General features: G+C 44.0%; 22 protein-coding genes. 14 read left to right on the top strand and 8 right to left on the bottom strand.

The features are described from left to right. The first annotated feature begins 6 nt into the window (after positions 1 to 6). The 4 genes from DFP80_RS03105 (at position 7) to phoR (ending at position 3,544) form a co-directional block, all read left to right on the top strand. Positions 7 to 567 carry a chorismate--pyruvate lyase family protein gene (locus DFP80_RS03105; RefSeq protein ID WP_113915353.1) on the top strand — a complete coding sequence of 187 codons (561 nt, stop codon included), beginning with the start codon at positions 7 to 9 and terminating at the stop codon, positions 565 to 567. Continuing rightward, complete coding sequence (gene ubiA, locus DFP80_RS03100) at positions 564 to 1,418, top strand: 4-hydroxybenzoate octaprenyltransferase (protein WP_113915352.1); 855 nt, start codon at positions 564 to 566, stop codon at positions 1,416 to 1,418. Before DFP80_RS03105 ends, ubiA begins: the two co-directional genes overlap by 4 nt. A gap of 84 nt (positions 1,419 to 1,502) precedes the next feature. Then, a complete protein-coding gene (gene phoB / locus DFP80_RS03095) occupies positions 1,503 to 2,198 on the top strand; it encodes a phosphate regulon transcriptional regulator PhoB (RefSeq protein ID WP_113915351.1) in 696 nt (231 codons plus the stop codon). Beyond that, positions 2,195 to 3,544 (top strand): phosphate regulon sensor histidine kinase PhoR, encoded by a 1,350-nt coding sequence (phoR, locus tag DFP80_RS03090; RefSeq protein WP_113915350.1) that lies wholly within the window; start codon positions 2,195 to 2,197, stop codon positions 3,542 to 3,544. Before phoB ends, phoR begins: the two co-directional genes overlap by 4 nt. A 133-nt stretch (positions 3,545 to 3,677) precedes the next feature. Here the strand turns inward: phoR and DFP80_RS03085 are convergent, their stop codons facing one another. Beyond that, positions 3,678 to 4,520 (bottom strand): response regulator, encoded by an 843-nt coding sequence (locus DFP80_RS03085; protein WP_113915349.1) that lies wholly within the window; start codon positions 4,518 to 4,520, stop codon positions 3,678 to 3,680. Further along, the gene (gene cysZ / locus DFP80_RS03080; RefSeq protein WP_113915348.1) at positions 4,520 to 5,299 is read right to left on the bottom strand and encodes a sulfate transporter CysZ; all 780 of its coding nucleotides are present in this window, start codon (positions 5,297 to 5,299) and stop codon (positions 4,520 to 4,522) included. The genes DFP80_RS03085 and cysZ overlap by 1 nt, the downstream gene beginning before the upstream one ends. A 343-nt stretch (positions 5,300 to 5,642) precedes the next feature. Between cysZ and DFP80_RS03075 the strand changes: the two genes are divergently transcribed. The 8 genes from DFP80_RS03075 to DFP80_RS03040 all read left to right on the top strand — a co-directional run bounded on the left by DFP80_RS03075 (position 5,643) and on the right by DFP80_RS03040 (position 14,112). Beyond that, positions 5,643 to 7,253, top strand: coding sequence for a peptide ABC transporter substrate-binding protein (locus tag DFP80_RS03075; RefSeq protein WP_113915347.1), 1,611 nt, complete (start codon positions 5,643 to 5,645; stop codon positions 7,251 to 7,253). 133 nt (positions 7,254 to 7,386) lie between these two features. Next, positions 7,387 to 8,307, top strand: coding sequence for an oligopeptide ABC transporter permease OppB (gene oppB, locus DFP80_RS03070; protein WP_113915346.1), 921 nt, complete (start codon positions 7,387 to 7,389; stop codon positions 8,305 to 8,307). A gap of 12 nt (positions 8,308 to 8,319) precedes the next feature. Continuing rightward, positions 8,320 to 9,246 (top strand): oligopeptide ABC transporter permease OppC, encoded by a 927-nt coding sequence (gene oppC / locus DFP80_RS03065; RefSeq protein WP_113915345.1) that lies wholly within the window; start codon positions 8,320 to 8,322, stop codon positions 9,244 to 9,246. A 9-nt stretch (positions 9,247 to 9,255) separates the two neighbouring features. Beyond that, entirely contained in the window at positions 9,256 to 10,245 is a 990-nt protein-coding gene (locus DFP80_RS03060) for an ABC transporter ATP-binding protein (protein WP_113915344.1), read from the top strand. Next, complete coding sequence (oppF, locus tag DFP80_RS03055) at positions 10,245 to 11,246, top strand: murein tripeptide/oligopeptide ABC transporter ATP binding protein OppF (protein ID WP_113915343.1); 1,002 nt, start codon at positions 10,245 to 10,247, stop codon at positions 11,244 to 11,246. Before DFP80_RS03060 ends, oppF begins: the two co-directional genes overlap by 1 nt. Positions 11,247 to 11,430: 184 nt before the next feature. Then, positions 11,431 to 11,949, top strand: coding sequence for a putative pterin-binding protein (locus tag DFP80_RS03050; RefSeq protein WP_113915342.1), 519 nt, complete (start codon positions 11,431 to 11,433; stop codon positions 11,947 to 11,949). Between the two features lie 10 nt (positions 11,950 to 11,959). Beyond that, a complete protein-coding gene (locus DFP80_RS03045) occupies positions 11,960 to 13,780 on the top strand; it encodes a sensor histidine kinase (protein ID WP_113915341.1) in 1,821 nt (606 codons plus the stop codon). Continuing rightward, positions 13,777 to 14,112, top strand: a complete 336-nt coding sequence (locus DFP80_RS03040; protein WP_113915340.1) for an Hpt domain-containing protein — start codon at positions 13,777 to 13,779, stop codon at positions 14,110 to 14,112. The genes DFP80_RS03045 and DFP80_RS03040 overlap by 4 nt, the downstream gene beginning before the upstream one ends. 15 nt (positions 14,113 to 14,127) lie before the next feature. Here the strand turns inward: DFP80_RS03040 and msrC are convergent, their stop codons facing one another. The 6 genes from msrC to DFP80_RS03010 form a co-directional block, all read right to left on the bottom strand. Then, entirely contained in the window at positions 14,128 to 14,628 is a 501-nt protein-coding gene (gene msrC, locus DFP80_RS03035) for a free L-methionine (R)-S-oxide reductase MsrC (protein WP_113915339.1), read from the bottom strand. Positions 14,629 to 14,795: 167 nt separating this feature from the next. After that, a complete protein-coding gene (gene phoU / locus DFP80_RS03030) occupies positions 14,796 to 15,509 on the bottom strand; it encodes a phosphate signaling complex protein PhoU (RefSeq protein ID WP_113915338.1) in 714 nt (237 codons plus the stop codon). A 14-nt stretch (positions 15,510 to 15,523) separates the two neighbouring features. After that, positions 15,524 to 16,354 (bottom strand): phosphate ABC transporter ATP-binding protein PstB, encoded by an 831-nt coding sequence (pstB, locus tag DFP80_RS03025; protein ID WP_113915337.1) that lies wholly within the window; start codon positions 16,352 to 16,354, stop codon positions 15,524 to 15,526. Positions 16,355 to 16,374: 20 nt separating this feature from the next. Then, a complete protein-coding gene (gene pstA, locus DFP80_RS03020; RefSeq protein ID WP_113915448.1) occupies positions 16,375 to 18,075 on the bottom strand; it encodes a phosphate ABC transporter permease PstA in 1,701 nt (566 codons plus the stop codon). A gap of 11 nt (positions 18,076 to 18,086) precedes the next feature. Then, a complete protein-coding gene (locus DFP80_RS03015; protein ID WP_113915336.1) occupies positions 18,087 to 20,348 on the bottom strand; it encodes an ABC transporter permease subunit in 2,262 nt (753 codons plus the stop codon). A 128-nt stretch (positions 20,349 to 20,476) separates the two neighbouring features. Then, positions 20,477 to 21,445 carry a PstS family phosphate ABC transporter substrate-binding protein gene (locus tag DFP80_RS03010; RefSeq protein WP_113915335.1) on the bottom strand — a complete coding sequence of 323 codons (969 nt, stop codon included), beginning with the start codon at positions 21,443 to 21,445 and terminating at the stop codon, positions 20,477 to 20,479. Positions 21,446 to 21,688: 243 nt separating this feature from the next. On the opposite strand from DFP80_RS03010, the gene DFP80_RS03005 reads away from it, so the two are divergent. Both DFP80_RS03005 and DFP80_RS03000 read left to right on the top strand, forming a co-directional pair. After that, positions 21,689 to 23,383, top strand: a complete 1,695-nt coding sequence (locus DFP80_RS03005) for a sensor histidine kinase (protein ID WP_113915334.1) — start codon at positions 21,689 to 21,691, stop codon at positions 23,381 to 23,383. Further along, positions 23,376 to 24,722: a sigma-54-dependent transcriptional regulator gene (locus DFP80_RS03000; RefSeq protein WP_113915333.1), complete on the top strand. Its 1,347-nt coding sequence runs from the start codon at positions 23,376 to 23,378 to the stop codon at positions 24,720 to 24,722. The genes DFP80_RS03005 and DFP80_RS03000 overlap by 8 nt, the downstream gene beginning before the upstream one ends. Positions 24,723 to 24,747 lie beyond the last annotated feature (25 nt).

The following is a 24,747-nucleotide window of genomic DNA, read 5'->3' as shown; positions in this document are numbered from 1 at the left end:
TTAATTATGACGTTAATGAACTCGTCTGCCGCACAACAATTTGACTACAGATGGTCGCCCATAAATCAGATCAGTAAGGTAAAAGTACCAAAGAATTTATGGCCCTGGCTTGTCACTCAAGACTCGTTGACGGCAAAGCTTAAAAGTTTGGGGACACTGACTGTTGAGGTGCTTGAGGATTCTTGGGGAACCCCAACAGCAAGAGAGCGAAGGCGCTTAACATTACGACCAAGAGAAGCGGCTCGTATTCGTACTGTCTTGCTCAAAGTTGATGGTGAAGCTGTTATTTATGCTCGCTCAATTATTCCAGCTAGGTCTTTAAAAGGTCATTGGCGCCAAGTAAAACATTTAAAAGATAAACCGCTGGGAGGCTACCTTTTTCAACATAAAGGTCTTTCTCGAAGTGGCATTGAGATCACTCAGCTACCAAGGCGCATGTTTCCAAATCAACCTAATGCCTTATGGGCGAGACGCTCTATCTTCCAGCAGTTTGGTCCAGGAATATTAGTCAATGAAGCTTTCTTTGAAGAAATTAACCAACTAAAACCGCCGTTCGGATTGTTATGAATAAACTTAAAGACTACGCAGAATTAACTCGGTTTAACCGCCCTATCGGCTCATTTTTGCTAATGTGGCCAACATTATGGGCGCTATGGCTGGCGGCCGACGGAATGCCTCAATGGCATTTGGTGATTATCTTTATCTTAGGTGTTTTCAGCATGCGCTCTGCGGGCTGTGTCATTAACGACTACGCAGATAGAAAAGTCGATGGCTTTGTTGACCGTACCAAAAAACGCCCTTTGCCTTCTGGCCGTGTATCAGAAAAAGAAGCGCTAGCACTGTTTTGTGCGTTGTCAGTTTTAAGCTTTATCTTGGTATTGTTTACCGACCTGCAAACTATTCTATTGTCATTCGCAGGCTTAGGCTTGGCTGCGTTGTACCCATTTATGAAACGCTACACTCATCTGCCTCAGCTTTTCTTGGGGTTGGCTTTTTCTTGGGCCATTCCTATGGCCTACAGCGCACAAGGGGGAGATTTAGCTGACCCAGAATTATGGATGTTGTTTGTCGCAAATTGCTTTTGGACGATTGCTTATGATACCTATTACGCCATGACAGACCGTCCAGACGACCTCAAAATAGGCATCAAATCTACTGCGATCTTATTTGGCCGATACGATTTATTTGTCATTGTTTGTCTACAAGGTCTAACCTTATCTTTATTAACGTGGATTGGCCTACTCGCCGGTTTACATTGGTTATATTTTGCATCACTAGTCGTTTGTGTTGGGCTTTTTTATCAGCAATTCAAGCAAGCTAAAGAGCGTGATCGACAAGCCTGCTTTCGCTCATTTTTAGATAATAACCGTGTTGGTTATTGTGTCTTCATCGGTCTGGCTGCAAGCTATTTTATGTAATATGTGGCAAAGTTGTGACAATGTAACTGAATTGTCACATTATACCGCTTTAATGAAACCGTTCCTGAGATGAGGATAAATCCTGTGACCGGTAAAAAAGTATTAATTATTGACGACGAATCTTCCATACGCGAGATGATCGCCATCGCACTTGAAATGGCTGGCTACGAGTATTTGGAAGCCGAGAACATTCAGCAAGCCCATGAAATCATCGTGGATCATCGTCCAGATCTGATTCTTGTCGATTGGATGATGCCTGGTGGTAGCGGCGTAGAGCTGACTCGTAGACTGAAAAAAGACACTACCACAGCTGAAATTCCGGTCATCATGCTGACCGCGAAAAGCGAAGAAGACAATAAAATCCAAGGTTTAGAAGTGGGCGCTGACGATTACATCACCAAACCCTTCTCGCCACGCGAGCTCGTAGCTCGACTCAAAGCGGTATTGCGCCGTGCAACACCTCAAGGAGTTGATGAGCCAATTGAGATCGAAGGCCTAACCCTTGACCCGATTAGCCAACGCGTTACCATAGGCAGTCGTCCTTTAGACATGGGACCGACAGAATACCGTCTATTAAAATTTCTAATGACCCATCAAGAACGCGCCTACTCAAGAGCACAATTGTTGGATCAAGTATGGGGCGGGAATGTTTACGTTGAAGAACGTACCGTTGATGTCCACATACGTCGTTTACGCAAAGCCATTGGTAGTACTCATGATTTCTTGATACAAACAGTTCGAGGAACAGGCTACCGCTTCTCAGCAAAAAGGTCCGTATGAAAACAGTTTGGCGAAACGCTATTATTACTTGGCTCGCAGGATTTGCGGCCTGCATTGTAATAGGCCTAATCATAGGTCAGTTATTAGGTGTTTTGTTGCTGTACGTCTTGGGATCTTTGTACTGGCAGCTTTATCAGCTCTACCAATTTCATAATTGGCTACGCCATTCAGGTCGTGCGGCTCCACCGGAAGCTAGTGGTATATGGGGCGAAGTATTCGATGCGGTTTATCGACTGCACAAGAAACAGCGTAAATCCAAGCGCCGCATGCGCCAAGCTCTTACCAGAATTGAAAGCTCCACCACCGCTTTAAAAGAGGGCGTTATCATGGCTGACAACCAAGGTAACTTGGAATGGTGGAACAACTCAGCCGCCCATTTTTTTGGGCTAATGCGTCCTGTCGATCGTGGCCAAATCATTACCAATATTGTCCGTAGTCCCGAATTCTTCCGTTACTTCAGCCAAAAACGCTTTGGTGAACCCTTGGTCATCAAGTCTCCAGCCAAAGACGGCGTATATTTAGAGATTCAGACCACGTTATACGATAAAAATGACCATTTGATTTTTGTCCGTGATGTCACTCGCTTACACTTGCTAGAACAAATGCGCAAAGATTTTGTAGCGAATGCTTCTCATGAACTAAAAACCCCTCTGACGGTTATTAAAGGCTATCTAGAAACCCTAGATATGTTTAAAGACAGCCTGCCAAAAAGTATGCAAAAAGGCATTGTGAATATGGCAGAGCAATCGGAGCGAATGGAGCAACTCATAGAAGATCTCTTATTGCTATCTCGCTTAGAAAGCAATGACAAACGTGAAGAAAACCAATGGTATAAGGTATCAGACATAGTCCACACTATTACCAATGCGACAACGCCCGTGTTGACAGAAAAACATACCATTACCCTAGATATCCCTGAAGAAGCTCGTTTGTACGGTTCCTATAAAGAGCTCTACAGCGCCTTTTCTAATCTGATTTTTAACGCTATAAAGTATTCACCAGATGGCGGTGAGATAGAGATTAGATGGGAGTCTAGTGAGTTCAATGGTGTTTTTTCAGTGAAAGACTCAGGGCTAGGCATAGAGCCGAGATATATTCCTCGACTTACAGAACGCTTTTTCCGAGTCGACAAAGGAAGAGGGTCAAAAACTGGTGGAACAGGGCTTGGCTTAGCGATAGTGAAACATGTGTTATTACATCATGATGCCAAGCTACAAATTCGCAGCCAACCTGGCTTTGGTAGTACATTCTCTTGCCATTTCCCTGCGAATCGAACCAGAAACGATGCGATTCCAGCTCTGTCTATTCCTACTGACAATAATAACCAAGATTTGCCAAGCCATTAAAGATGCCTTTGCAAGGAAGGGAGAAGAGCTAGATCGATTCTCTAACTTTATTAAGAGAAAGTAGCAGATTAAGATCTCTTCCCTCTTCTTATCTTCAAGAATAGGGTTAAGGTGAGGTTGGTCTAATAGGTCGTTATAAACTATCAAACAACTGGCTAATAAAAGCCTCTTTCTCGCTGTCCTGATCGATCAAATTCAAAATAACAGTCAAAAAGGTCGAATCATGTTTCTTCTCTGTGGTAGCAACGGATTGAACATAATAGTTCAAACGGTTCATCACTCCCTTATGTTCTAGATCCAATACCGCCTGTCCCAATACTTGTGGAACAACATCATCACTCTTTATCAGCATAGTCGCTTCAGTTTTACTAAACTGAACTATCATGCAGCGAAACTGTTTGTTTTCGAAGCGCACCATAGTCGGGATTTTTACATCTTTCACTGACACAGCAGGCGCGTCAGGATTAGTGAACTTGGTGGCTTTTACCGGTGCGGCTTTACCAGCTCCCATTAATACATCTAGCGACGCCGAGCTGACACCACCGGGAGAAACTGACTCACGAGGTTTCTGTGACGTCAGCGCCTTATCAAGACCGTGCTTTTTCGCAGCAGATATGACTTTATTGGCTAACTGCTCGCTAGAAAACGGCTTACCTAGATAATCCGTCACACCGGATTGAACCGCTTCCACCACGTGGCTTTTATCGCCACGACTGGTGATCATCACAAATGGCACGTCTTCTTTTTTATATTTAGGCTGTTCTCGACACCACTTAAGCAGCTCAACACCTGTCATTTCTGGCATTTCCCAATCGCACAGCACCATATCAAACTGAGATTTTGTCAGCATTTGCTGTGCTTTACGGCCATTTACCGCTTCTTCAATTTCAACCGCCGGAAACTGCTTACGCAATGTTCGGCGAATCAAATCACGTGTAAAAGAGGCATCGTCTACTACTAATATTTTTAACGGCATCAAAGAGTTCCATTAGTGCGATCTAACAAGGCAGAAAAATCCCCATGCTGCGACCTAAAAACCGAAATCCACAATAAAGTGGCTGCAACAACAGCAATCGGCATAACGAATAAATTAAAGAAAGGAATCGTCAAACCGACCATTACTATCCCGCCAAATGTCCAACATAACAAAGGTTTGGAGCGTAATGCCATTCTCATATCATGGAATTTCACCTTATTATTATCAAAAGCATAATCCATATATTGAAGAGATAACATCCAAGCTGAAAATAATAGTAACAAGACTGGCGCGATAACATTAACCAAAGGAACAAAAGACAATAACAACAGCAAAACAAAACGTGGCAAAAAGTACCATATCTTTTGCAATTCACGCTGTAAGCTACGACCGATAATGGCCATAATAACGCCTGCAGTTAACACTTCGTCAAAGACTTTACCCGTCTCTTTCTCCTCTACTTTTTCAGCTAGAAATGCCATAAAAGGTGCTGCCAAAATATTTACACCAACCGAAAAACTATAGAACAGAAGCACGCTAATAATGGCCGCAAAGATCAAATAAAATAGCCAATTCAGAAAAGAAACCCACTCTGGCAAATAGCCCATAGCAGAATCCATTAAGGCCTGAAAATAACTAAAGGCGACCATATATAACAAACCCACCAAAACAAAATTTGCCAATAAAGGTGCCAATATAAATAGCCTTAGGTCTTTCGAAAACACCAAAGGAAACGCTTTCAAAAAAGCCCCAGCGGCTTTAAATGGGTGTGTAATCACGATGCCAAATCACTCCTAAAGTTAGACCTGTCGATCAAATTTATCTAATCCCCACAGAATATCATGACGACTTTCGCGGCTCCACAACGCCTTTCAAATAGAGGTGCCATAAATTAAGCGGGCAATGGCTTCAAGCTTTGTAGCCACAATGCGAGCTATTTCCGCCACGCTTTTATAAAGCTTACATTTATTAGACGCATGACTTGATACGCAATTTCGATTGTGACCTTTTGTAAATTGGTGAACTATGAAAGCGTAAGACGAATACGAACCAGTGCAGGTATAGCGTCTATATATAAAAAAAACGCACTTATAAAGCTAACTAACAAGGGACATAATCGACATGAAAAAGACATTACTCGCCAGTGCTATCATGGCCACTTCTCTTTTCGCTCTACAAGCACAAGCAGCAGAGGTACCAGCTGGAGTCGAGCTAGCCGCTAAACAAGAGCTTGTTCGTGGTGGTGGAGCAGAACCCGCCACTCTTGACCCACAGAAAATGGAAGGCACGCCAGGTTCTATTCGTTCAAAAGATCTTTTCGAAGGTTTATATAATCAAGACGGTGATGGTAACCAAGTCCCAGGTGTAGCCACTAGCTATGATGTGAGCGATGACAATACACAATATACCTTTCACCTTCGTAAAGACGCCAAATGGTCTAACGGTGATCCTGTAACAGCCGAAGACTTTGTTTTTGCCTTTACCCGTTCCGTTGACCCAGCCACCGCATCACCCTACGCTTGGTTCATGGAAATCCCATCTATTGTGAATGCGAGTAAAATCATTGCTGGTGAAGCAGCCCCTTCCACTCTTGGCGTAAAAGCACTAGATGACTATACATTCCAAGTCACACTTGAGCGCCCTGTACCTTACTTTGTAAAAATGACCTCTCACCAGAATATGTTTCCAGTCCCTAAAAAGGTGGTTGAAAAATGGGGCGACGATTGGACCAAACCAGAGCACATGGTATCTAACGGTGCCTACAAAATGGACGAATGGATCGTCAACGAGAAAATGGTCTTCACTCGTAACAAAAACTACTGGAACGACGCAAAAACCATCATTAATAAAGTTACTTACTTGCCAATTGAATCCCCTAACGCCGAGCTTAAACGCTTCCAAGCGGGTCAAATGGATCTTAGCTACGAGATACCAAATGATCACTTCAAACAGCTAATGCGTGATATTCCAGACCAAGTTGTGGTCACACCAAAGCTGGGGACTTATTACTATCAGTTCAACACAACTAAAGCGCCATACAACGACGTACGCGTTCGTAAAGCCTTGTCTTATGCCATCGATCGTAACGTGATTGCAAAATATGTGACAGGCACAGGTGAACTACCTGCCTACTCTTTCACGCCTGAAGTCGTAAATGATTTCTCGCCAGCAACACCTGCATACGCCACCTGGACACAAAAAGAACGTAACAAGAAAGCCGTAGAATTATTAGAAGACGCGGGCTACAGCAAAAGTAACCCACTGTCTTTCAGCTTGCTTTACAACACCAACGAAAACCACAAGAAAATCGCCATTGCGATTGCGTCTATGTGGAAAAAAACCTTGGGGGTCAACGTCACATTGGAAAACCAAGAGTGGAAAACTTACCTAGAAACGAAAAAACATCAGCAATTTGATGTGGCACGTGCAGGTTGGATTGGCGACTACAATGAAGCTTCTACCATGCTAGACCTTCTAACCACCACTCACGGTAATAACGATGGAAAATACAGCAATACGGAGTATGACAAGCTGTTACACGATGCTCGTACCATGCAACACCCAGCGGCGAACTACAACAAGGCAGAAGAAATCGCCATTGAGCAAGATATGGCCGTTGCGCCTATTTATCAATATACCGAGAAGCGCTTAGTAAAAAGCTACCTAGGTGGTTACATGCCCAACCCAGAAGACAATGTTTACGTGCGTGACATGTACATCATCAAGCACTAACTCACTGTTTTATCTATTAAATAGTACATTGTGTTAACACCATGCCCAGCACTTTTGCGCTGGGCATCTCTTGAACTCCCTATAGGTTCCTAGCATTAGCCGCCCTTTTATAGCGCCTAATCCGGTAATTTTTATGCTGACATTTATTTCAAAACGCATTTTAGAAGCCATTCCAACCTTGTTGATTTTAATCACGGTTTCTTTTTTCTTAATGCACTCTGCTCCCGGTAGTCCATTTTCCAGCGAGCGCTCTTTGCCGCCAGAAGTATTGGCGAACATTAATGCCAAATACCATTTAGATGAGCCAGTCATTAATCAATATTTTTATTACCTTGGCGGTCTGCTCCAAGGCGACTTAGGGCCTTCTTTTCGCTATAAAGATTTCACCATTAATGAGCTAATTGGTCAGAGTTTTCCAGTCTCAGCTGAGATCGGTATTTGGTCGTTTCTTGTTGCCCTTCTTATTGGTGTCGGCTGTGGTGTCGTCGCCGCATTACGTCAGAACTCTTGGTTAGACTACAGCGTCATGGGCTTTGCCAACCTTGGGATTGTGTTGCCAAATTTTGTTTTAGCTCCTTTGTGTATCCTATTTTTCTCTATTTATAACCATTGGCTGCCGCCTGGTGGCTGGAACGGCGGCGCTTGGCCTTACTTAGTCATGCCTGTCATTGCTATGTCCACCAGCTACATTGCACAGATCGCACGTATTACTCGTGGCAGCATGATTGAGACCATGCATTCCAATTTTATTCGTACGGCACGAGCCAAAGGTTTGCCGAAGTATCGCATTATTTTCCAACACGCTTTGCGTCCAGCCATGCTGCCGGTTATTTCCTACCTTGGGCCAGCATTCGTCGGCATAGTGACAGGTTCTGTGATTGTCGATGTGTATTTTGGTACTGGCGGTATCGGTCAGCACTTTATTAATGGCGCATTGAATCGTGACTACTCCATGGTCATGGGCGTGACTATTTTGGTCGGAACCTTAACGATTCTATTCAATGCCATTGTCGATATTTTATACGCTGTTATTGATCCAAAAATTCGCTACTAAGGCCGTACAATTATGATTACTACAAAAGACAAAATTCAGGCCGTCGAACAGTTCGCCGAAAAAGTGGTGGAAGTCGAAGGTCGCAGTTTATGGCAAGACGCACGTCGTCGCTTTTTTTCGAACCATGCCGCCGTTACCAGTCTGGTTGTTCTGGCCATTATCACAGCTATTGCGTTGCTAGGGCCGCTTTTTAGTCAATGGAACTACGACGATATCGACTGGGAAGCGTTATCCGATATTTCTGTCTTAGGCCGTCCAAATATAGAGAACGGTCACTACTTTGGTACCGACACCTTGGGTCGCGATATTTTTGTTCGCACCATGCAAGGCGGACAAATTTCCTTGTTGGTTGGCATCATGGGCAGCGCGGTTGCCATCATCATTGGAACACTTTACGGCGCGACCTCTGGCTACATAGGCGGACGCGTTGACAGTGTCATGATGCGCTTCTTGGAAATCCTTAACTCTTTTCCTTTCATGTTCTTTGTGATCATTTTAATGACTTTATTTGGTCGCCATATTTTCTTGATCTTTGTCGCCATTGGCGCGATCTCTTGGCTCGACATGGCAAGGATAGTGCGTGGTCAAACCTTAAGCCTGAAAAACAAAGAATACATCGAAGCGGCTTATGCTTGTGGTGTCTCAACCCCGAAAATCATCTTGCGTCATATTGTGCCAAACGTACTTGGTATCGTGGTCGTTTATGCGACCTTGTTGGTGCCAAATATGATCTTGCTTGAGTCTTTTATCAGCTTCTTGGGGCTGGGCGTTCAAGAGCCCATGACCAGCTGGGGGGCATTGATTTCTGAAGGTGCGCAGAACATGGAAATCGCTATCTGGCAATTGGCTTGGCCGCTGGGCTTCTTAGTCGTGACGCTGTTTTGTTTTAACTTCCTCGGCGATGGCTTACGCGATGCGCTTGATCCAAAAGACCGCTAAGGAGGCCTTATGAACTTATCAAACACAAAGAAATTGTTAGAAGTGAACCGTTTACGCGTGAACTTTAGAACGCCTGATGGTTTTGTTACCGCTGTTAACGATTTAAATTTCACCTTAGCACAAGGCGAAACCCTTGGCATCGTAGGCGAATCTGGTTCTGGTAAAAGCCAAACCGCGTTTGCCCTTATGGGCTTATTGGCAGGTAATGGCGTCATTGAAGGGGAAGCACGCTTTAATGAGCAAAACATCCTAACCCTGAATGAAAAAGCCATGAATCGCATCCGCTCTAAGGAAATCGCGATGATTTTCCAAGACCCAATGACTTCATTGAATCCTTATATGAAAGTCGGCAAGCAGCTGATGGAAGTTTTGATATTACACAAAGGAATGAGCAAAGCTGAAGCGTTTGAAGCATCGGTAAAAATGCTCGATGCGGTGAAAATGCCCGAAGCGCGCAAGCGTATGAACATGTACCCGCACGAATTTTCTGGCGGCATGAGACAGCGCGTGATGATTGCTATGGCCTTGTTGTGCCAACCTAAACTTCTGATCGCCGACGAACCAACCACGGCACTCGACGTCACCGTACAGGCTCAGATCTTAACCTTGCTGAATGAGTTAAAAGACGATTTCAACACCTCCATCATTATGATCACGCATGACTTGGGCGTCGTCGCCGGTTTATGTGACAAGGTGTTAGTTATGTACGCGGGACAAACCATGGAATACGGTACAGCAGAAGACGTGTTTTATCGTCCTACGCATCCATATACCCAAGGTTTGCTAAAAGCGATTCCTCGTCTAGATGCCGATGACGAACAACTATCAACTATTCCAGGCAATCCACCCAACTTGTTACAAATGCCATCTGGCTGCCCATTCCAAGCGCGTTGTGAGTTTGCCAGAGAACGCTGTGGAGAAAGCATACCGCCGCTAGAAGAGTATGCACCGGATCAACTACGAGCTTGTCACAAATCCGTTGATGGATGGGTCGCCTAATGAACACTGCAAATAATATTTTAATGGAAGTGAATAACTTAAAAGTTCACTTCAACATCAAATCAGACAATGCATGGCCATGGGAAAAAGGCCAAGCCCTCAAAGCCGTGGATGGCGTTAACTTAACTATTTACGCGGGCGAAACACTCGGCGTGGTAGGGGAATCTGGTTGTGGTAAATCCACTCTTGCACGTGCTTTATTACGTCTTGTACCCATCACCGAAGGTAATGTCGTTTGGCTCGGACAAGACCTAACAGATCTAGACAAAAAACAAATGCGCGACAAACGTCAAGAGCTGCAAATGATCTTTCAAGATCCATTAGCCTCCCTTGATCCCCGCATGACAGTCGGCGATATCATCGCTGAGCCGCTTAAAACCTTTCGTCCAGAGCTCTCAAAAACAGAAGTGAAAGCAGAAGTGAAAGCCATCATGGATCGCGTGGGTTTATTGCCTAACGTAATTAACCGCTATCCTCATGAGTTTTCTGGTGGCCAATGCCAGCGTATCGGTATTGCGCGCGCTTTGATCCTCAAGCCGAAATTGATAGTATGCGATGAACCCGTGTCAGCATTGGACGTATCCATCCAAGCTCAAGTCGTCAACCTGCTAAAAGAATTACAAGCAGAAATGGGCTTGTCTTTGGTGTTTATCGCACACGACCTAAGCGTCGTAAAGCACATTTCCGATCGCGTTTTAGTGATGTACTTGGGCAATGCCGTAGAGCTCGCCAGTAAACGCGCACTCTATGAAAATCCCCAGCATCCATACACTAAAGCCTTGATGTCAGCCGTCCCAGTACCAGATCCAAAAGTAGAGCGTGGTAAAAAAATTCAGCTCTTAACGGGAGATTTACCTTCTCCCATCAGCCCGCCATCGGGCTGTGTATTTCGTACTCGTTGCCCTCATGCCAATGAGGGCTGTGCGCAGCAAAAACCGACCTTGCAGATATTATCGGATGAGCACCAAGTAGCTTGTTCACGCTTAGCTGATATCACATAAATAACTAAAATAAAGCCCTACCCTACGCTGTTTTGAGGAGACTCTATTGAGCCCCCAAAACAGCTTATTTACTGGTACAACCTTCAGTTCTTTTATTTCAAAGCGATTTTTCGTCACACAAACCAGTCATTTTTGTCTATCATAGTGTAAAAATTCATCAAGCAACTAAGTTAGGCTCTTATTTATGCGCTTATGTTCTTCTCATCCCCAGCTAAACCTTCTTGTTGTACTGTTTTTAGGCGTTATTTCTATTTCTTCCTATGCTGCGGAAACGGCACAAGGAAACGTTTTATTAAGCGTCTCAGGGGCAATCAATACCACAGGTTCAATACCGGAGTCTAAGTTTGATTTAACCATGCTAAACCGCTTGCCGCAGTATACTGTTATTACTCATAATCCTTGGACAAAAGGCCGCCACACTTACCAAGGCTTTTCTGCCATCGACCTATTACAACGAGTGGGCAGCTCTGGCACACTTTTGCAGATCACTGCGCTCAATGAGTACATGACCGAGATTCCATTGAGTGACTTTACTGAAAATGGGGCCATTTTTGCCACTCACCTTGATGGCAAGCCAATGAGTGTTAGAAACCTCGGGCCTATTATGGTGATCTATCCATTCGATGAGCGCAAAGAGCTTAAATCCGAAATGTTTTATGGTCGTTCTATTTGGCAAGTTGACCGTATCAAAGTGTTACCCTAATGGAGTAAAAATGGAAAGTTTGTTTAAGGAAAAGATTTGGCTGTCCAAATTCAAGCTTTGGGTACTCTATGCTTGCGTTGCTTTTATTATTGCCATCACCATCGCTGTCTTTGGCATTATTACTTACACCAGTGATAGCTCAAAAAATAATAGTCGGCGTGTATTTGAAAGCTCTTTATGGAACACCCTACAATTACAAATACAGTCATATCGTTTTCTCAATTATTTAATAGAATTAGACGATAACGACTATCCTCTAAATGGTAGTGCTTTCTTTCAATATGACCTATTAATGAGTCGAGTAGACTTGCTTAGGCAGGGTGACGTGGGCTCTCTCATTCGTACCTTTGAAAGTGGTCGCACCACCAGACTGCTGAATATCATTAACGGTGAATTGGAGTTGCTCAGTTTCAATTTATCTAAAATAGAAAGCGGTGATGCCTCTTACCTACCCAACTTAATTGAGCGCATTCGGCGTATCGAAGAGCAAATAAACGAATTTGTCACCCTAGTAAATAAAGGCAGTAATGAGTTTATCAGCAAGCAGCATCAAACCTTGCAGAAAAATTTAGATGAGATACAACTACTCTCAATAACCTTGTTGGCCTGCCTATTGTGTTTATGCTTCTTTACTGTAAAAGGGTTAACTGAGCTTAAAAGCGTTATTAGACGTAACAAAAGCCTTCAATTAGGGATGCAAACGGTGAACGAAGACAAAGCCAACTTACTGTCTTTCGTGAATCAAGAAATACGCTCCCCCCTTAATGCTATTCTAGGAACGGCTAAGACCCTAAATGGGCCAGTATCGAGAAACGAGACGCAGGCACTCTCAAAGCATATTGAAGAGTCAGGCCTGCAATTACTGCAAACCATCGAAATGCTCTCCGACTTATCACTGATCAATGCAAAAAAACTAACACTTAATCCAACTATTGAGCATTTACAAAAAAGTATCGAAGAGTATTTCGCGATCTTTGAGCCCCAGATGTCACGCAAAAACGTGCAGAGTATCCTTTATGTTGACCCTCTTTTACCAAAATATATCAGCCTAGATTTCGCCAGAACCAAAGAAATTATCGTTGCACTACTGCAAAATGCCATTACACACACACCATCCGGTAGCATCAGTTTACAAATTAGACCTTCGGCACTAAACGCGCCTCAAATGCCACTTGCTAAAGACACAAAAGAAATCAGAGTGCTGCAAATTGCTCTTAGAGATACAGGGCTAGGTATGCCGAATGAATTACAACAAAACTTAAGGTTTAACCCATCCCTACCAATGCAAAAAGAAGGGCCGCTGCCTAGCAAAGTCGGCTTGAGTTTGGCACTGTGCCACAAGCTGGTTTATCTGATGCAAGGTGAACTGCATTTTTCTTGTGCGCCACAAAAAGGCTGTGAATTTTGGGTGGATATACCCTTCTATGTACCAAACAATTACCCAGCAGCAAAGCCAACAAGCTTTCAATGCCCATACCAAACACAAGCATTGGTTATTGAAACAGACATACACCTAGCTAAAATTATTAGTTTGCAACTGGCAGCATTTAACATCAGTGCGATTATATCGAAAGATGGTAGTCTGCAAGAACATAATGACTATGACCTTGTTATTCTGGGCAATACACCACGCTTCGAGCGTGATGGTAATGATGCTCTTATGCAATGGCGTACAAAATCGTGTCCTGTTTTTGGTTATCACCCTCAGGCGATTAACCATCCAGAATACCCAGTCACGCCATTAGTTTTCCCACTCACACAAACACAATTAGAGCCTCTTATTGCAGGTCTATTTCTGTCACACAAAACACCTAAAGGCTCAGAAAAATGATTAATTACGCGCAGCTAGATTCTCTTATTCAGTTACTAGAAAAAGATACGATTAATCAAATACGTCTAGAGTTTGTAGATGATAGCCATGAAAAAATGACACTGCTCATACGAGCATGGAATATAAGAGATTATCAAGAATTAAGGCAAATTAGCCATTCACTAAAATCCGCCAGTTTAAACATGGCAATGCAGGTGTTTGCCGAACAATGTCAGCTGATAGAAGAAGCATCCGCTCAACAAAGTGAACTGGGTATGCAGGCCATCATCGATGACCTGCCCGCCATTCATCAAACCTCACTCAATGAGCTTGAGGCCTTCTTTTCCAGCTAAATAAACTCGATACCATTAGATTGACCAACTAAAGTCTGTGGCTTCAATGAAGGTTGCCACTAACGTTTCCAAGCCAGCTTGATCTAGGTCTGAAAAACGGCCCACCTTCGGGCTATCCATATCGAACACGGCAATCAGTTTGCCTTCGACGACAATGGGGATAACGACTTCACTGGCCGAAGCCGCATCACACGCAATATGACCTTCAAAGGCATGCACATCCTCAATACGCTGGGTTTGCAGGGACGTCGCAGCTTTACCGCACACACCACGACCAAATGGGATGCGAGTACACGCCACTTTGCCGACATACGGCCCAAGCACCAATTCCTCGCCACGGGAAAAGTAGAAACCGGACCAATTCAGATCCGCCACCGTTTGCATCACAAACGCGGAAAATTGAGCGGCATTACAGATGAAGTCGCGCTCTCCACTTAGCAATGCAGCTAGTTGAGCATTTAACTCATGATAAGATTCTTCGACAGAAGCGGTAGGATTGGTTTCTATGGTAAACATCGTATTTCATACCCGTTAAAACGAAAAATAGATGATAACAAAGTCAGTCCAATAGCCCACCCATAAACAGTAAAAAGACAATGATTACAGAGGAGAAATAAGGGAGAGAAAAGGAGAGGAATCGATCTCTTGGCTTTCGAATCAAACCAAGAGATCGGCAACAAGAGTTATTTCTTATTCATTTCAACAGAAAGATCATTCACATTAATATGACGAACATCGACGCCTTTTACCATGAAGATCAAATGCTGGCAGGTATGACGAGCATGATCGCCAATACGCTCTAAAGAACGTAATACCCAAATAACGTTAATCACACGAGAAATACTGCGTGGATCTTCCATCATATAAGTCACCAAAGAACGCATCGCTGTATTGTATTCTTGATCTACCGCACGATCTTGTTTCGCGACTTTAATGGCAGCATCAATATCTAAACGAGCATAGGCGTCTAAAGAGTCATGAATCATACGCGACACCATTTGACCGATGCGGTTGATCTCTACATAACCACGAGGAGACTCGCCTTCATTGATCAAATTCAAGGTCAGGTTGGCAATTTTCTTCGCTTCGTCACCGATACGCTCAAGCTCACTGACCGCTTTGCTGATCGACAAAATCATGCGTAAGTCAGACGCCGCAGGTTGGCGTTTCGCCAAGATACGACGACACTCTTCATCAATTAAACCGTCCAACTGATTGACCGTTGCGTCTTGATCTTTCACGTCTTCAGCCAAAGAGCCATTCGCATCTAGTAACGCTTGTACTGCGTCTTGAACTTGGTTTTCAACAACACCACCCATGGTCAAAAAGTGTTGGCGAAGCAATTCCAGCTCGTTGTTAAACTGCTGAGAAATATGATCCGTTGTTAATTCTTTCATAATGCGTCCTCCGCCTAGCCGTAGCGGCCCGTGATGTAGTCTTCTGTTTGCTGCTTGCTTGGGTTGGTGAACAAGGTATTTGTGTCACCAAACTCAATCAAATCGCCCATGTACATAAACGCTGTGTAATCTGATACACGAGCCGCTTGTTGCATGTTGTGTGTCACAATCGCGATAGTGAATTCATTTTTCAACTCATGGATCAATTCTTCGATCTTCAAAGTGGAAATAGGGTCTAACGCCGACGCAGGCTCATCCAACAACAGCACTTCTGGTTTTACCGCTACAGTACGGGCAATAACCAAACGTTGTTGCTGACCACCCGACATGCCCAAAGCACTTTCGTGTAGACGGTCTTTTACTTCGTCCCACAACGCCGCAGAACGCAATGCCCACTCAACGGTTTCATCCAGCAAACGCTTTTTATTAATCCCTTGAATACGAAGGCCATAAGCCACGTTTTCATAAATGCTTTTTGGGAACGGGTTTGGCTTCTGAAATACCATACCAACGCGACGACGTAGCTCAGCAACATCTGTACCTTTCGCGTAGATATTTTCATCACGTAAGTTGATTTCCCCCGTAATACGGCAACCATCCACTAAATCATTCATGCGGTTAAAGCAACGCAATAGCGTTGATTTACCACAACCAGAAGGCCCGATAAATGCGGTAACCTTTTTCTCTGGAATGATCATGTTCACGCCTTTCAGCGCTTCTTTTTCACCGTAGTACAGGTGCAAATCGTTTACAGATAGGCAAACGGTTTCATTTTCAATGCGCAACGCCTGTTGGCTACGCTGCATTGCTGAAATATCAATTGAGTGTGTTTTAACGTCGCTCATAATAATCTCTTCTCCGCCGCTTACATTTCCAGCGATTTGTATTTTTCACGTAAATGATTTCGAATTGTTACTGCTGACAAGTTTAACAGGGCAATAACGATCACCAGCAATAAAGCTGTTGCGTACACAAGTGGTCGTGCCGCTTCCACGTTTGGACTTTGGAAACCCACATCATAAATATGGAAACCTAAGTGCATGAATTTTTGATCCAAATGGATGTAAGGATAATTACCATCCAATGGCAACGATGGCGCTAATTTCACCACACCCACCAACATCAACGGTGCTACTTCACCCGCCGCTCGCGCTACCGCCAAAATAACCCCAGTCATAATCGCTGGACTCGCCATAGGCAGAACAACACGCCATAAAGTTTCAAACTTCGTTGCACCCAATGCCAAGCTGCCTTCACGCACGTTGCGAGGAATACGTGACAAACCTTCTTCCGTTGCCACAATAACCACAGGCACAGTCAATAACGCTAGCGTTATAGACGCCCACATCAAACCACCGGTACCAAAGGTCGGTGATGGCAAAGCTTCTGGGAAGAAAGCTTGGTCAATACCTGACCCTAGGAAGTAAATAAAGAAGCCTAAACCAAACACACCGTAAACGATGGAAGGCACGCCCGCTAAGTTGTTCACGGCGATACGAATAATGCGAGTAACCCAGCCTTGGGACGCATATTCACGCAGATAAACCGCAGCGATCACACCAAATGGCGTCACTATCACTGTCATCAGCAACACCATCATCACGGTACCGAAAATAGCAGGGAACACACCACCTTCTGTATTCGCTTCACGAGGCTCATCTGATAAGAACTCCCACAACTTAGTGAAGTAGAAGCTCATCTTCTGAGCTATGTTCATCGAATTAGGGCGGAAGGCATGAACAATTTTTGCCACTGGCATTTCATGCTCTGTTCCGTCCATCACTTGAACAATGAAGGTATCACGATTGATCTGAGCATAAAGGTCGATTAGGCTTTGCTGAAGCCCTTTGTACTCTTCGTCGTATTGACCACGCTCTGTCGCAAGATCGGCGGAGGCAGCTGGCGTTAACTTACCTTCTAGCTCTAAACGACGTTGCTCAAGACGAATACGCTCAAGAGCGTAGTTGATCTTACCAATGTCTTTTTTCTCGATCTCATGGATCTCATCGAAAATAACCGCTGCACGCTCAATACTCTTCTCAAACGTATTCCACGTCGCTAATGCTGACTCGGTTGGCGTCAGATCAGTAGTTTCAGAAATGATGTTGCCATCTTCTTTCACCGCCTTCAGATAACCGTATAAGTTACCCCATTCACGACGTTCCGCCGTAAATAGCATTTCAGGACGTTTAGTATCCGTTAAATATTCATCGATAACCCAACGAAAATCCGAACCGTATACATCCCGGTTACCGGTTTTCATCAAAGTACGTTGCATCAGCTGATGTTGATCTGGAATATCAATACCCGCTTCACGCAACTGAGCAGCCGGTACTTCCACGCTTTCAACCCGTTCTGCAACAAGGTTATATGCAGAATCACCAGGTAAAGCATAATGTGTTTCAACCACATCAGCAGGCCAAAAATGCCCTAGACCACGTACCGCAATCAGTAATAACAAACCGACAACCATGATGACAGAAATCGCCACAGCTCCGGCATTTAGCCACACCCATGGATCACCAGATTTGACCCATTCGGATACGGATTTTTTCTTCATTTTCATTTGATTACTCATTATAGCGACCCGTATTTTTTGCGTAGGTGCTGACGCACGGTTTCAGCGATTGTGTTCACCACGAAAGTGAAGATAAAGAGCACAAACGCCGCTAAGAACAAGATACGATAGTGAGAGCTGCCCACTTCAGATTCAGGAACTTCCACCGCTAAGTTAGCCGCTAGTGTCCGCATGCCTTCGAAGATATTGAAATCCATAATTGGGGTATTACCCGTTGCCATCAATACAATCATGGTTTCACCGACAGCACGGCCCATACCAATCATGATGGCCGAGAAGATACCAGGGCTCGCTGTTGGTAGAACAACACGAGTCATAGTTTGCCAATACGTCGCACCCAACGCTAATGAACCTTGAGTTAACGCTTTTGGCACACTAAAGATGGCATCCTCGGTAATAGAGAAGATAGTCGGAATGACCGCAAAGCCCATCGCAAAGCCAACGACTAGCGCGTTACGTTGGTCAAAAGTAATACCAAGATCATGAGTAATCCAGCCACGGATGTTGCCATCAAAGAAGTTCAACTCAATGATTGGGCTCATCGCCAAACAGAGCCAAGCTAAGAAGACGATGACAGGAATCAGCAATAATGGCTGCCAACCTTCAGGCACCATCCAACGAATTTGCTGAGGCAAACGAGACCAAATATAAGCAAACAATAGGATGCCAACCGGAAGAACAACGAAAATACTAAAGGTCGCGGCAAGATTTTCTTCCAAGAAAGGCGCAAAGAACAGACCGGCTAAGAAACCCAAAATAACCGTAGGCAAGGCTTCCATCAACTCAATCACAGGTTTGATTTTGCGACGTAATGCTGGAGCCATAAAGTAAGCGGTATAAATTGCACCACAAATTGCCAATGGCACCGCCATCAACATCGCATAAAATGCGGCTTTTAAAGTACCAAACGCTAATGGCATCAAGCTGTATTTAGGCTCGAAATCATTATTTGCCGCTGACGATTGCCAAGTATAGGTCGGCTCTTGATAACCCTCGTACCATACCTTGCCCCACAAAGAAGACCAGGAAACTTCTGGATGTTCATTGTCTACATGAAAGAAGTGTAACCCTTTATCATCTTCCAGCAACAGACCGTTAGCGCGAGGAGCAAAGCTAATAAGTCGAGCATTGTTATCGCTCAGTTTTTCGTTCAGTACTTGACGAGTTGATGTAGCATTGTAGATAGCAACCAAGCCACGCTCATCCAATGTCGCAAAGCCTTTACGGCGCTGTTCCATTGCCAAATCAACTAAAGCAACAGGTTGTTTCACGTCACGAATAAAGGTCAGTTTCTCTTCATTTGTAGCATCGTCACGAACATTAAACCACTGACTCACTCGACCTGACGAGTCTGCCACCATGATAGACGACTTACCCAGCAAATACGTCATCGAAACCAGCTTGGTATCGGCGTCTTTAAGCAGTGCTATTTCATCTTTAAGCGCGATGTTATCGAAATCTCGTAGATCAAATTCACTCATAGCACCTGAACGAGTCGCAACATAGAGATAACGCTGATCACCACTAAGTAGCATGCTGGCCACATCTGGCACGAAAGGCAATGGCTCGCTCTGCTCACTCAACTCAACTTCATCTGTGATGAAATTAACGTCTTTCGTGACTTTAGTAATCGCACTATTGGAATCGCCAATCGCCGCTATGGTTAAACTGTCGCTACCATCGCGGAGCGTTAATTGATTAATCGAGAAATTAGCGACATCAATCGCTTCTTCGCCATACGGATATTCAACCACTGGCGTGATTTTACGCTTTCCATCTGGGTAAGAAGTTTTGTAATCATGTTTGACGATTAACGCTTTACCATCTTCGTAACCAAATGCCATCAAACGACTGGTATCCGACTCAACCGCAAAGGCGGTGACTTTTTCAGCACGAAGATTTTTTACGGTGTTAATCACACTGCCATCAGCAACGGAGAAAAAGACAATACTGCCATTACTCGCCACTCGCATACCGACTTCCGCTTGCTCTTCCGTGGTCAGGTATAAACTCTCACCTTGATCTGCCGCGGGTAAACTATAGTTAGCTTCAGGTTCAATAGAGGCGCTTGAGAACAAAGGCGCAACTTCATAAAGTAAATAGAAACAGATCAAAAGCACAGCAAGAATGACACTGCTGCCTCCGACTGCGATACCCATTCCAGCCATACGGTCTTTCAGGGCGCGAATTTTTCTATGACGCTTTAAAGCTGGCGTGTTGAAATCCAGTTCTGGCATCTGATGGTCAGTTGATTTAGTCATCCGCATTCATCTTTGTTGTGTGACATTTTATGTGACAGTAGTGTGACAGCCTACGAAGAAAGCAAAGTAGGAGAGCGTTTCGGCCCTCCTACTTTTAGCATCTAATTCGTAGCTCGCTACAGCGTTACTTAGTTAATACCTAGATCTTTAAGGTACTTACTCGCTACTTTCGCTGGAAGAGGAACATAACCGTCTTTTACGACAACCTCTTGACCCATTTTAGAAAGTACCATTTTAACGAATTCACGTTGTAGTGGTGCAAGCGGCTTATTAGGGGCTTTGTTTACGTAAACGTAAAGGAAACGAGACAGTGGGTATTTACCCGTTGCTGCGTTTTCAACAGTTGCATCGATAAACTTGCCACCTTCTTTCTTCGCTAAAGCAACCGCACGAACAGAAGACGTTTTGTAACCAATACCAGAGTAACCAATACCGTTAAGAGAAGTAGAAACAGACTGAACAACAGAAGCAGAACCTGGTTGCTCGTTTACAGAGTTTTTGAAGTCACCTTTGAAAAGCGCGTGCTTTTTAAAGTAACCATATGTACCGGATACTGAGTTACGACCAAAGATTTGAATATCACGGTTCGCCCAAGCACCAGTCAGACCTGCTTTGCCCCAGTTAGTGATGTCTTCGCTGTGTCCACCTTTACGGGTAGAAGAGAAGATCGCATCCACTTCAGGCAGAGACAAACCTTTGATTGGGTTATCTTTATGTACGAAAACCGCTAGAGCATCGATAGCTACTGGAATCGCTGTTGGCTTGTAGCCGTATTTTTTCTCAAACGCTGCGATTTCTTTGTCTTTCATTGTACGAGACATAGGGCCGAAGTTTGAAGTGCCTTCAGTCAATGCTGGTGGCGCAGTAGAAGAACCAGCCGCTTGAATCTGGATGTTCACGTTAGGGTAAAGACGTTTGAAGTCTTCTGCCCAAAGTGTCATCAAGTTTGCTAATGTGTCAGAGCCAACACTTGAAATATTGCCAGAAACGCCACTTGCTTTGCTGTAAGACATCAAATTTGAATCAACATCTGCAAAAGCGTTAACAGAAACGCCTACTGCCGCTGTCATCGCTAAACCTGCAACTAGTTTTTTCATCACATAAACCTCAGTGGTTATAGTCAAATATTTATGAGCAACTGCCCATAGCTCGTTCGATGTTTTGTACTATAGAAAAGTTATGTGACAGTAATGTTAAACAATGAAATATTTCAAAAATAAATTAGCGACCTTTAAGAAGGAGTGCGTCAGTGACGGGTGTTAACAAGAAGTTTCTTTGTCCATACCATTTTAATCGCTGTAACATAGCCAGATATTACGCCATTAAAAGAGCCTACTAAGTTGTTCAAAAGTCAAAACAAACGCTTATCCAATCGTTATTTATTATTGTCCTTAGTCGTGGCGCTCGTACCCTTATTAGCGTTTTCTGGCCTCTATGATACTTATCTGAATCAGTTGGTAATAAAAATATCGAGTGAACAATTAAGTACACGTGTCGCCACCGTTCAAAATGAATTCCAGGCCAATCTTCGTGAACGCCTTTACCAACTTGATGTCTTGGCCGATGAATTAGACAACCCCAAAATTTATACCCTTGATGGCGCGCAGTCGTTGTCTACTGAATTGCAAACCTTGCTCAGAATTCAAACTGACTTACAAAATGTCTATGGCATTGCATTTTTTGATCAGCACAAACAATATTTATGGAGTTTTCCAGAATATGCTTACTCGCAAAATCGCTACGATCAGTCCCTTATCTACCCAGTAACACAATTTGAAGACGCAGGCATTTATGGCCCAGAAACCTATTCTTTTAACCGTCCTTCCTCCGTCTTATTATTAAAACAAATTAACACCAGTAGCTTTGCTATTGAGCAAGCACCATATATTGGCATCATTCTGCGCTTTAACTCGCTAGCCGCTATACCCAAGCTACTTGGTAGCGATGGCACTTATACGCCCTTCTTAGACGTTCCTGGCGATCGTTTATTTGATATTGTCGGTCAGCCTGTAGACAAAAACGCCAGCATTAACACCCGTTATGAGTTATTGCCAAACTGGTCGCTAAAACTGCGTCAAAATAAAGACCTTTCGAGTCCACCAAGTGCCGAGATGCGTTACTGGTTAATTCTATTGGTGCTATTTACGGCCGCAGGTCTATTACTGCTGCATTGGTATATTTCAAAGCGCTTGAACCGACAGTTAGACAAACTGATTGATCGCGTAGAAAGCATCGCCGCAGGTGATTTAGACTCCCCTGTGCCACTGCAGCCGGGAACGGAGTTAAAGCGGCTAACCTTAGCCATTGATCGCATGCGTTTACAACTGCATCATGTTATTCAGGCATCAGTTGAAATGGAACGACAGGCTTCCTTGGGTCAACTGGCAGCCGGATTAGCTCATGATATTCGTAACCCACTGACTATTATTCGCATGACGATACAAACGTTAATTAAACGAGAATCCAATCCTCAGCATAACGAAATGCTGGTGATGGTCGAAGAAGAAATAGAACGTGTTAATCGTGTCATTGAAAACTTGCTAAACTTTGCTCGGCCGACACAACCGAAATTAGAAAAAATAAGCTTGTTGGAGCTATTAGAAGGTATACGAGCGCTGATCAACGCGTCAGCGAGAAAACAAAAGGTTGGGATTGCGCTAGACTGTGACCCCTTATTTGAGATAACCGCCGATTTGTCTCATATTCGACAGATTTTAATGAACTTAATACTGAACGCGATTCAGGCAATGCCTCCAGAAGGAGGACAAATTACCTTACTTGGCACCAAGCAAAATGGGCAAGTTATTTTATCCGTCATTGACAATGGTAAAGGCATTCCGGCCTCACTCATGCCACGTGTATCAGAACCTTTCTTTACAACAAAGTCTGCTGGTACAGGATTAGGGTTAGCAATCTGTCATGTATTAGCCAAGTCCAACAATGCACAGCTTTCCATTGAAAGCCAGGAAAATACGGGTACAAAAGTTCAACTACATTTTCAAAATGACCGGATAGAAGAAGATAAATATGAGTAGCCTAACCGTTTTGGTAATAGACGATGAGCCTAACTTGGTTCGCAGCATCCAATTTTCTCTCAATGACCAAAACATTGGCCTCCATGCTGCGTATTCAGGAAACGAAGGCATAAAAACATTCACCACCTTAGCGCCAGACGTCGTATTATTGGATTTAGGACTGCCAGATCAATCTGGACTAGATGTCCTTGCACAATTAAAAGCCCTATCTCCTGACACGCCTGTCATCATGATTTCTGCGCATGGGGATACCAGAACCGCAGTAAAAGCAGTAAAAGAAGGCGCGCTCGACTACATCACCAAACCGTTTGATATTGACGAACTAGAGCTACTAATTAAGCGCTGCGGTGAACAACAAAGGCTATCAAAAGAATTGCGTTTTTTACGCTCTAAGCAAATTCATACTCAACGAATTATTGGTAACAGTCATAACATCCAGCAACTTCGGGAGATGATCGAGCAGATTGGAAACAGTGCGGCAAAAACCATTTTGATCTCAGGCCAATCCGGCACAGGAAAAGCCTTAATCGCACGCAGCCTACATGACATCCGCTTTAATGACGCCCCTTTTATCGAAATAAACTGTGCTGCACTACCTGAACAGCTTATCGAAGCTGAACTGTTTGGAGCCGAACGTGGAGCCTATACAGGATCTGTACAGAAGCGAGATGGCCTGATCTCACTGGCAGATAATGGCACATTGTTCTTAGATGAAATTGGCGAAATGCCACTAGCCATTCAAGCAAAATTACTGACGTTTCTAGAGAACCGCGTTTATCGATCTATTGGTGGAGGGAAAGAGCGTAAAGCCAATGTCGTGGTTATTGCCGCCACCAACAAAGACCTTAAAGAAGCCGTTGATGCCGGTGCTTTCCGCGCCGATTTATACTACCGTCTCAACGTGGTTCCTATTAGTGCCCCAGCGCTAAGTGACAGAACCAGTGACATTGCTTTATTGGTCAACTTCTTCAGTGAGCAGTTTGCAAAACAAGAAGGGTGTAAACCTCCAATATGGAGCGATGATGTTATCTCGCAGCTTAAAACCTACCCTTGGCCAGGCAATATTCGAGAATTAAAAAACTTAGTCGAACGCATTACTATTTTGTATCCAGGCCAAACGGCCATGCCAAAACACTTACCCAATGAGTACAAACAAAACCCAGCGTCGTCAAGAACAGAGGATTCCAATTACTCCTCAGTGGTAGAGAATAAAGAGCGAGAGCTGATTTTAAGTGCTTTAAGCCAATGCGGTGGTAGAAAAGGCCTTGCAGCCGAACAGCTAGGTATCTCTCGACACGCGCTAAAACGCAGAATACAGAGACTTCATATCGACCTTTAAACTCAGAAAAATAACAATAAGAACA

Origin of the sequence: Marinomonas rhizomae (genome assembly GCF_003315485.1) — a bacterium.
GTDB classification, from domain to species: Bacteria; Pseudomonadota; Gammaproteobacteria; order Pseudomonadales; family Marinomonadaceae; genus Marinomonas; species Marinomonas rhizomae.
This window is presented reverse-complemented; position numbering and strand designations above follow the sequence as displayed.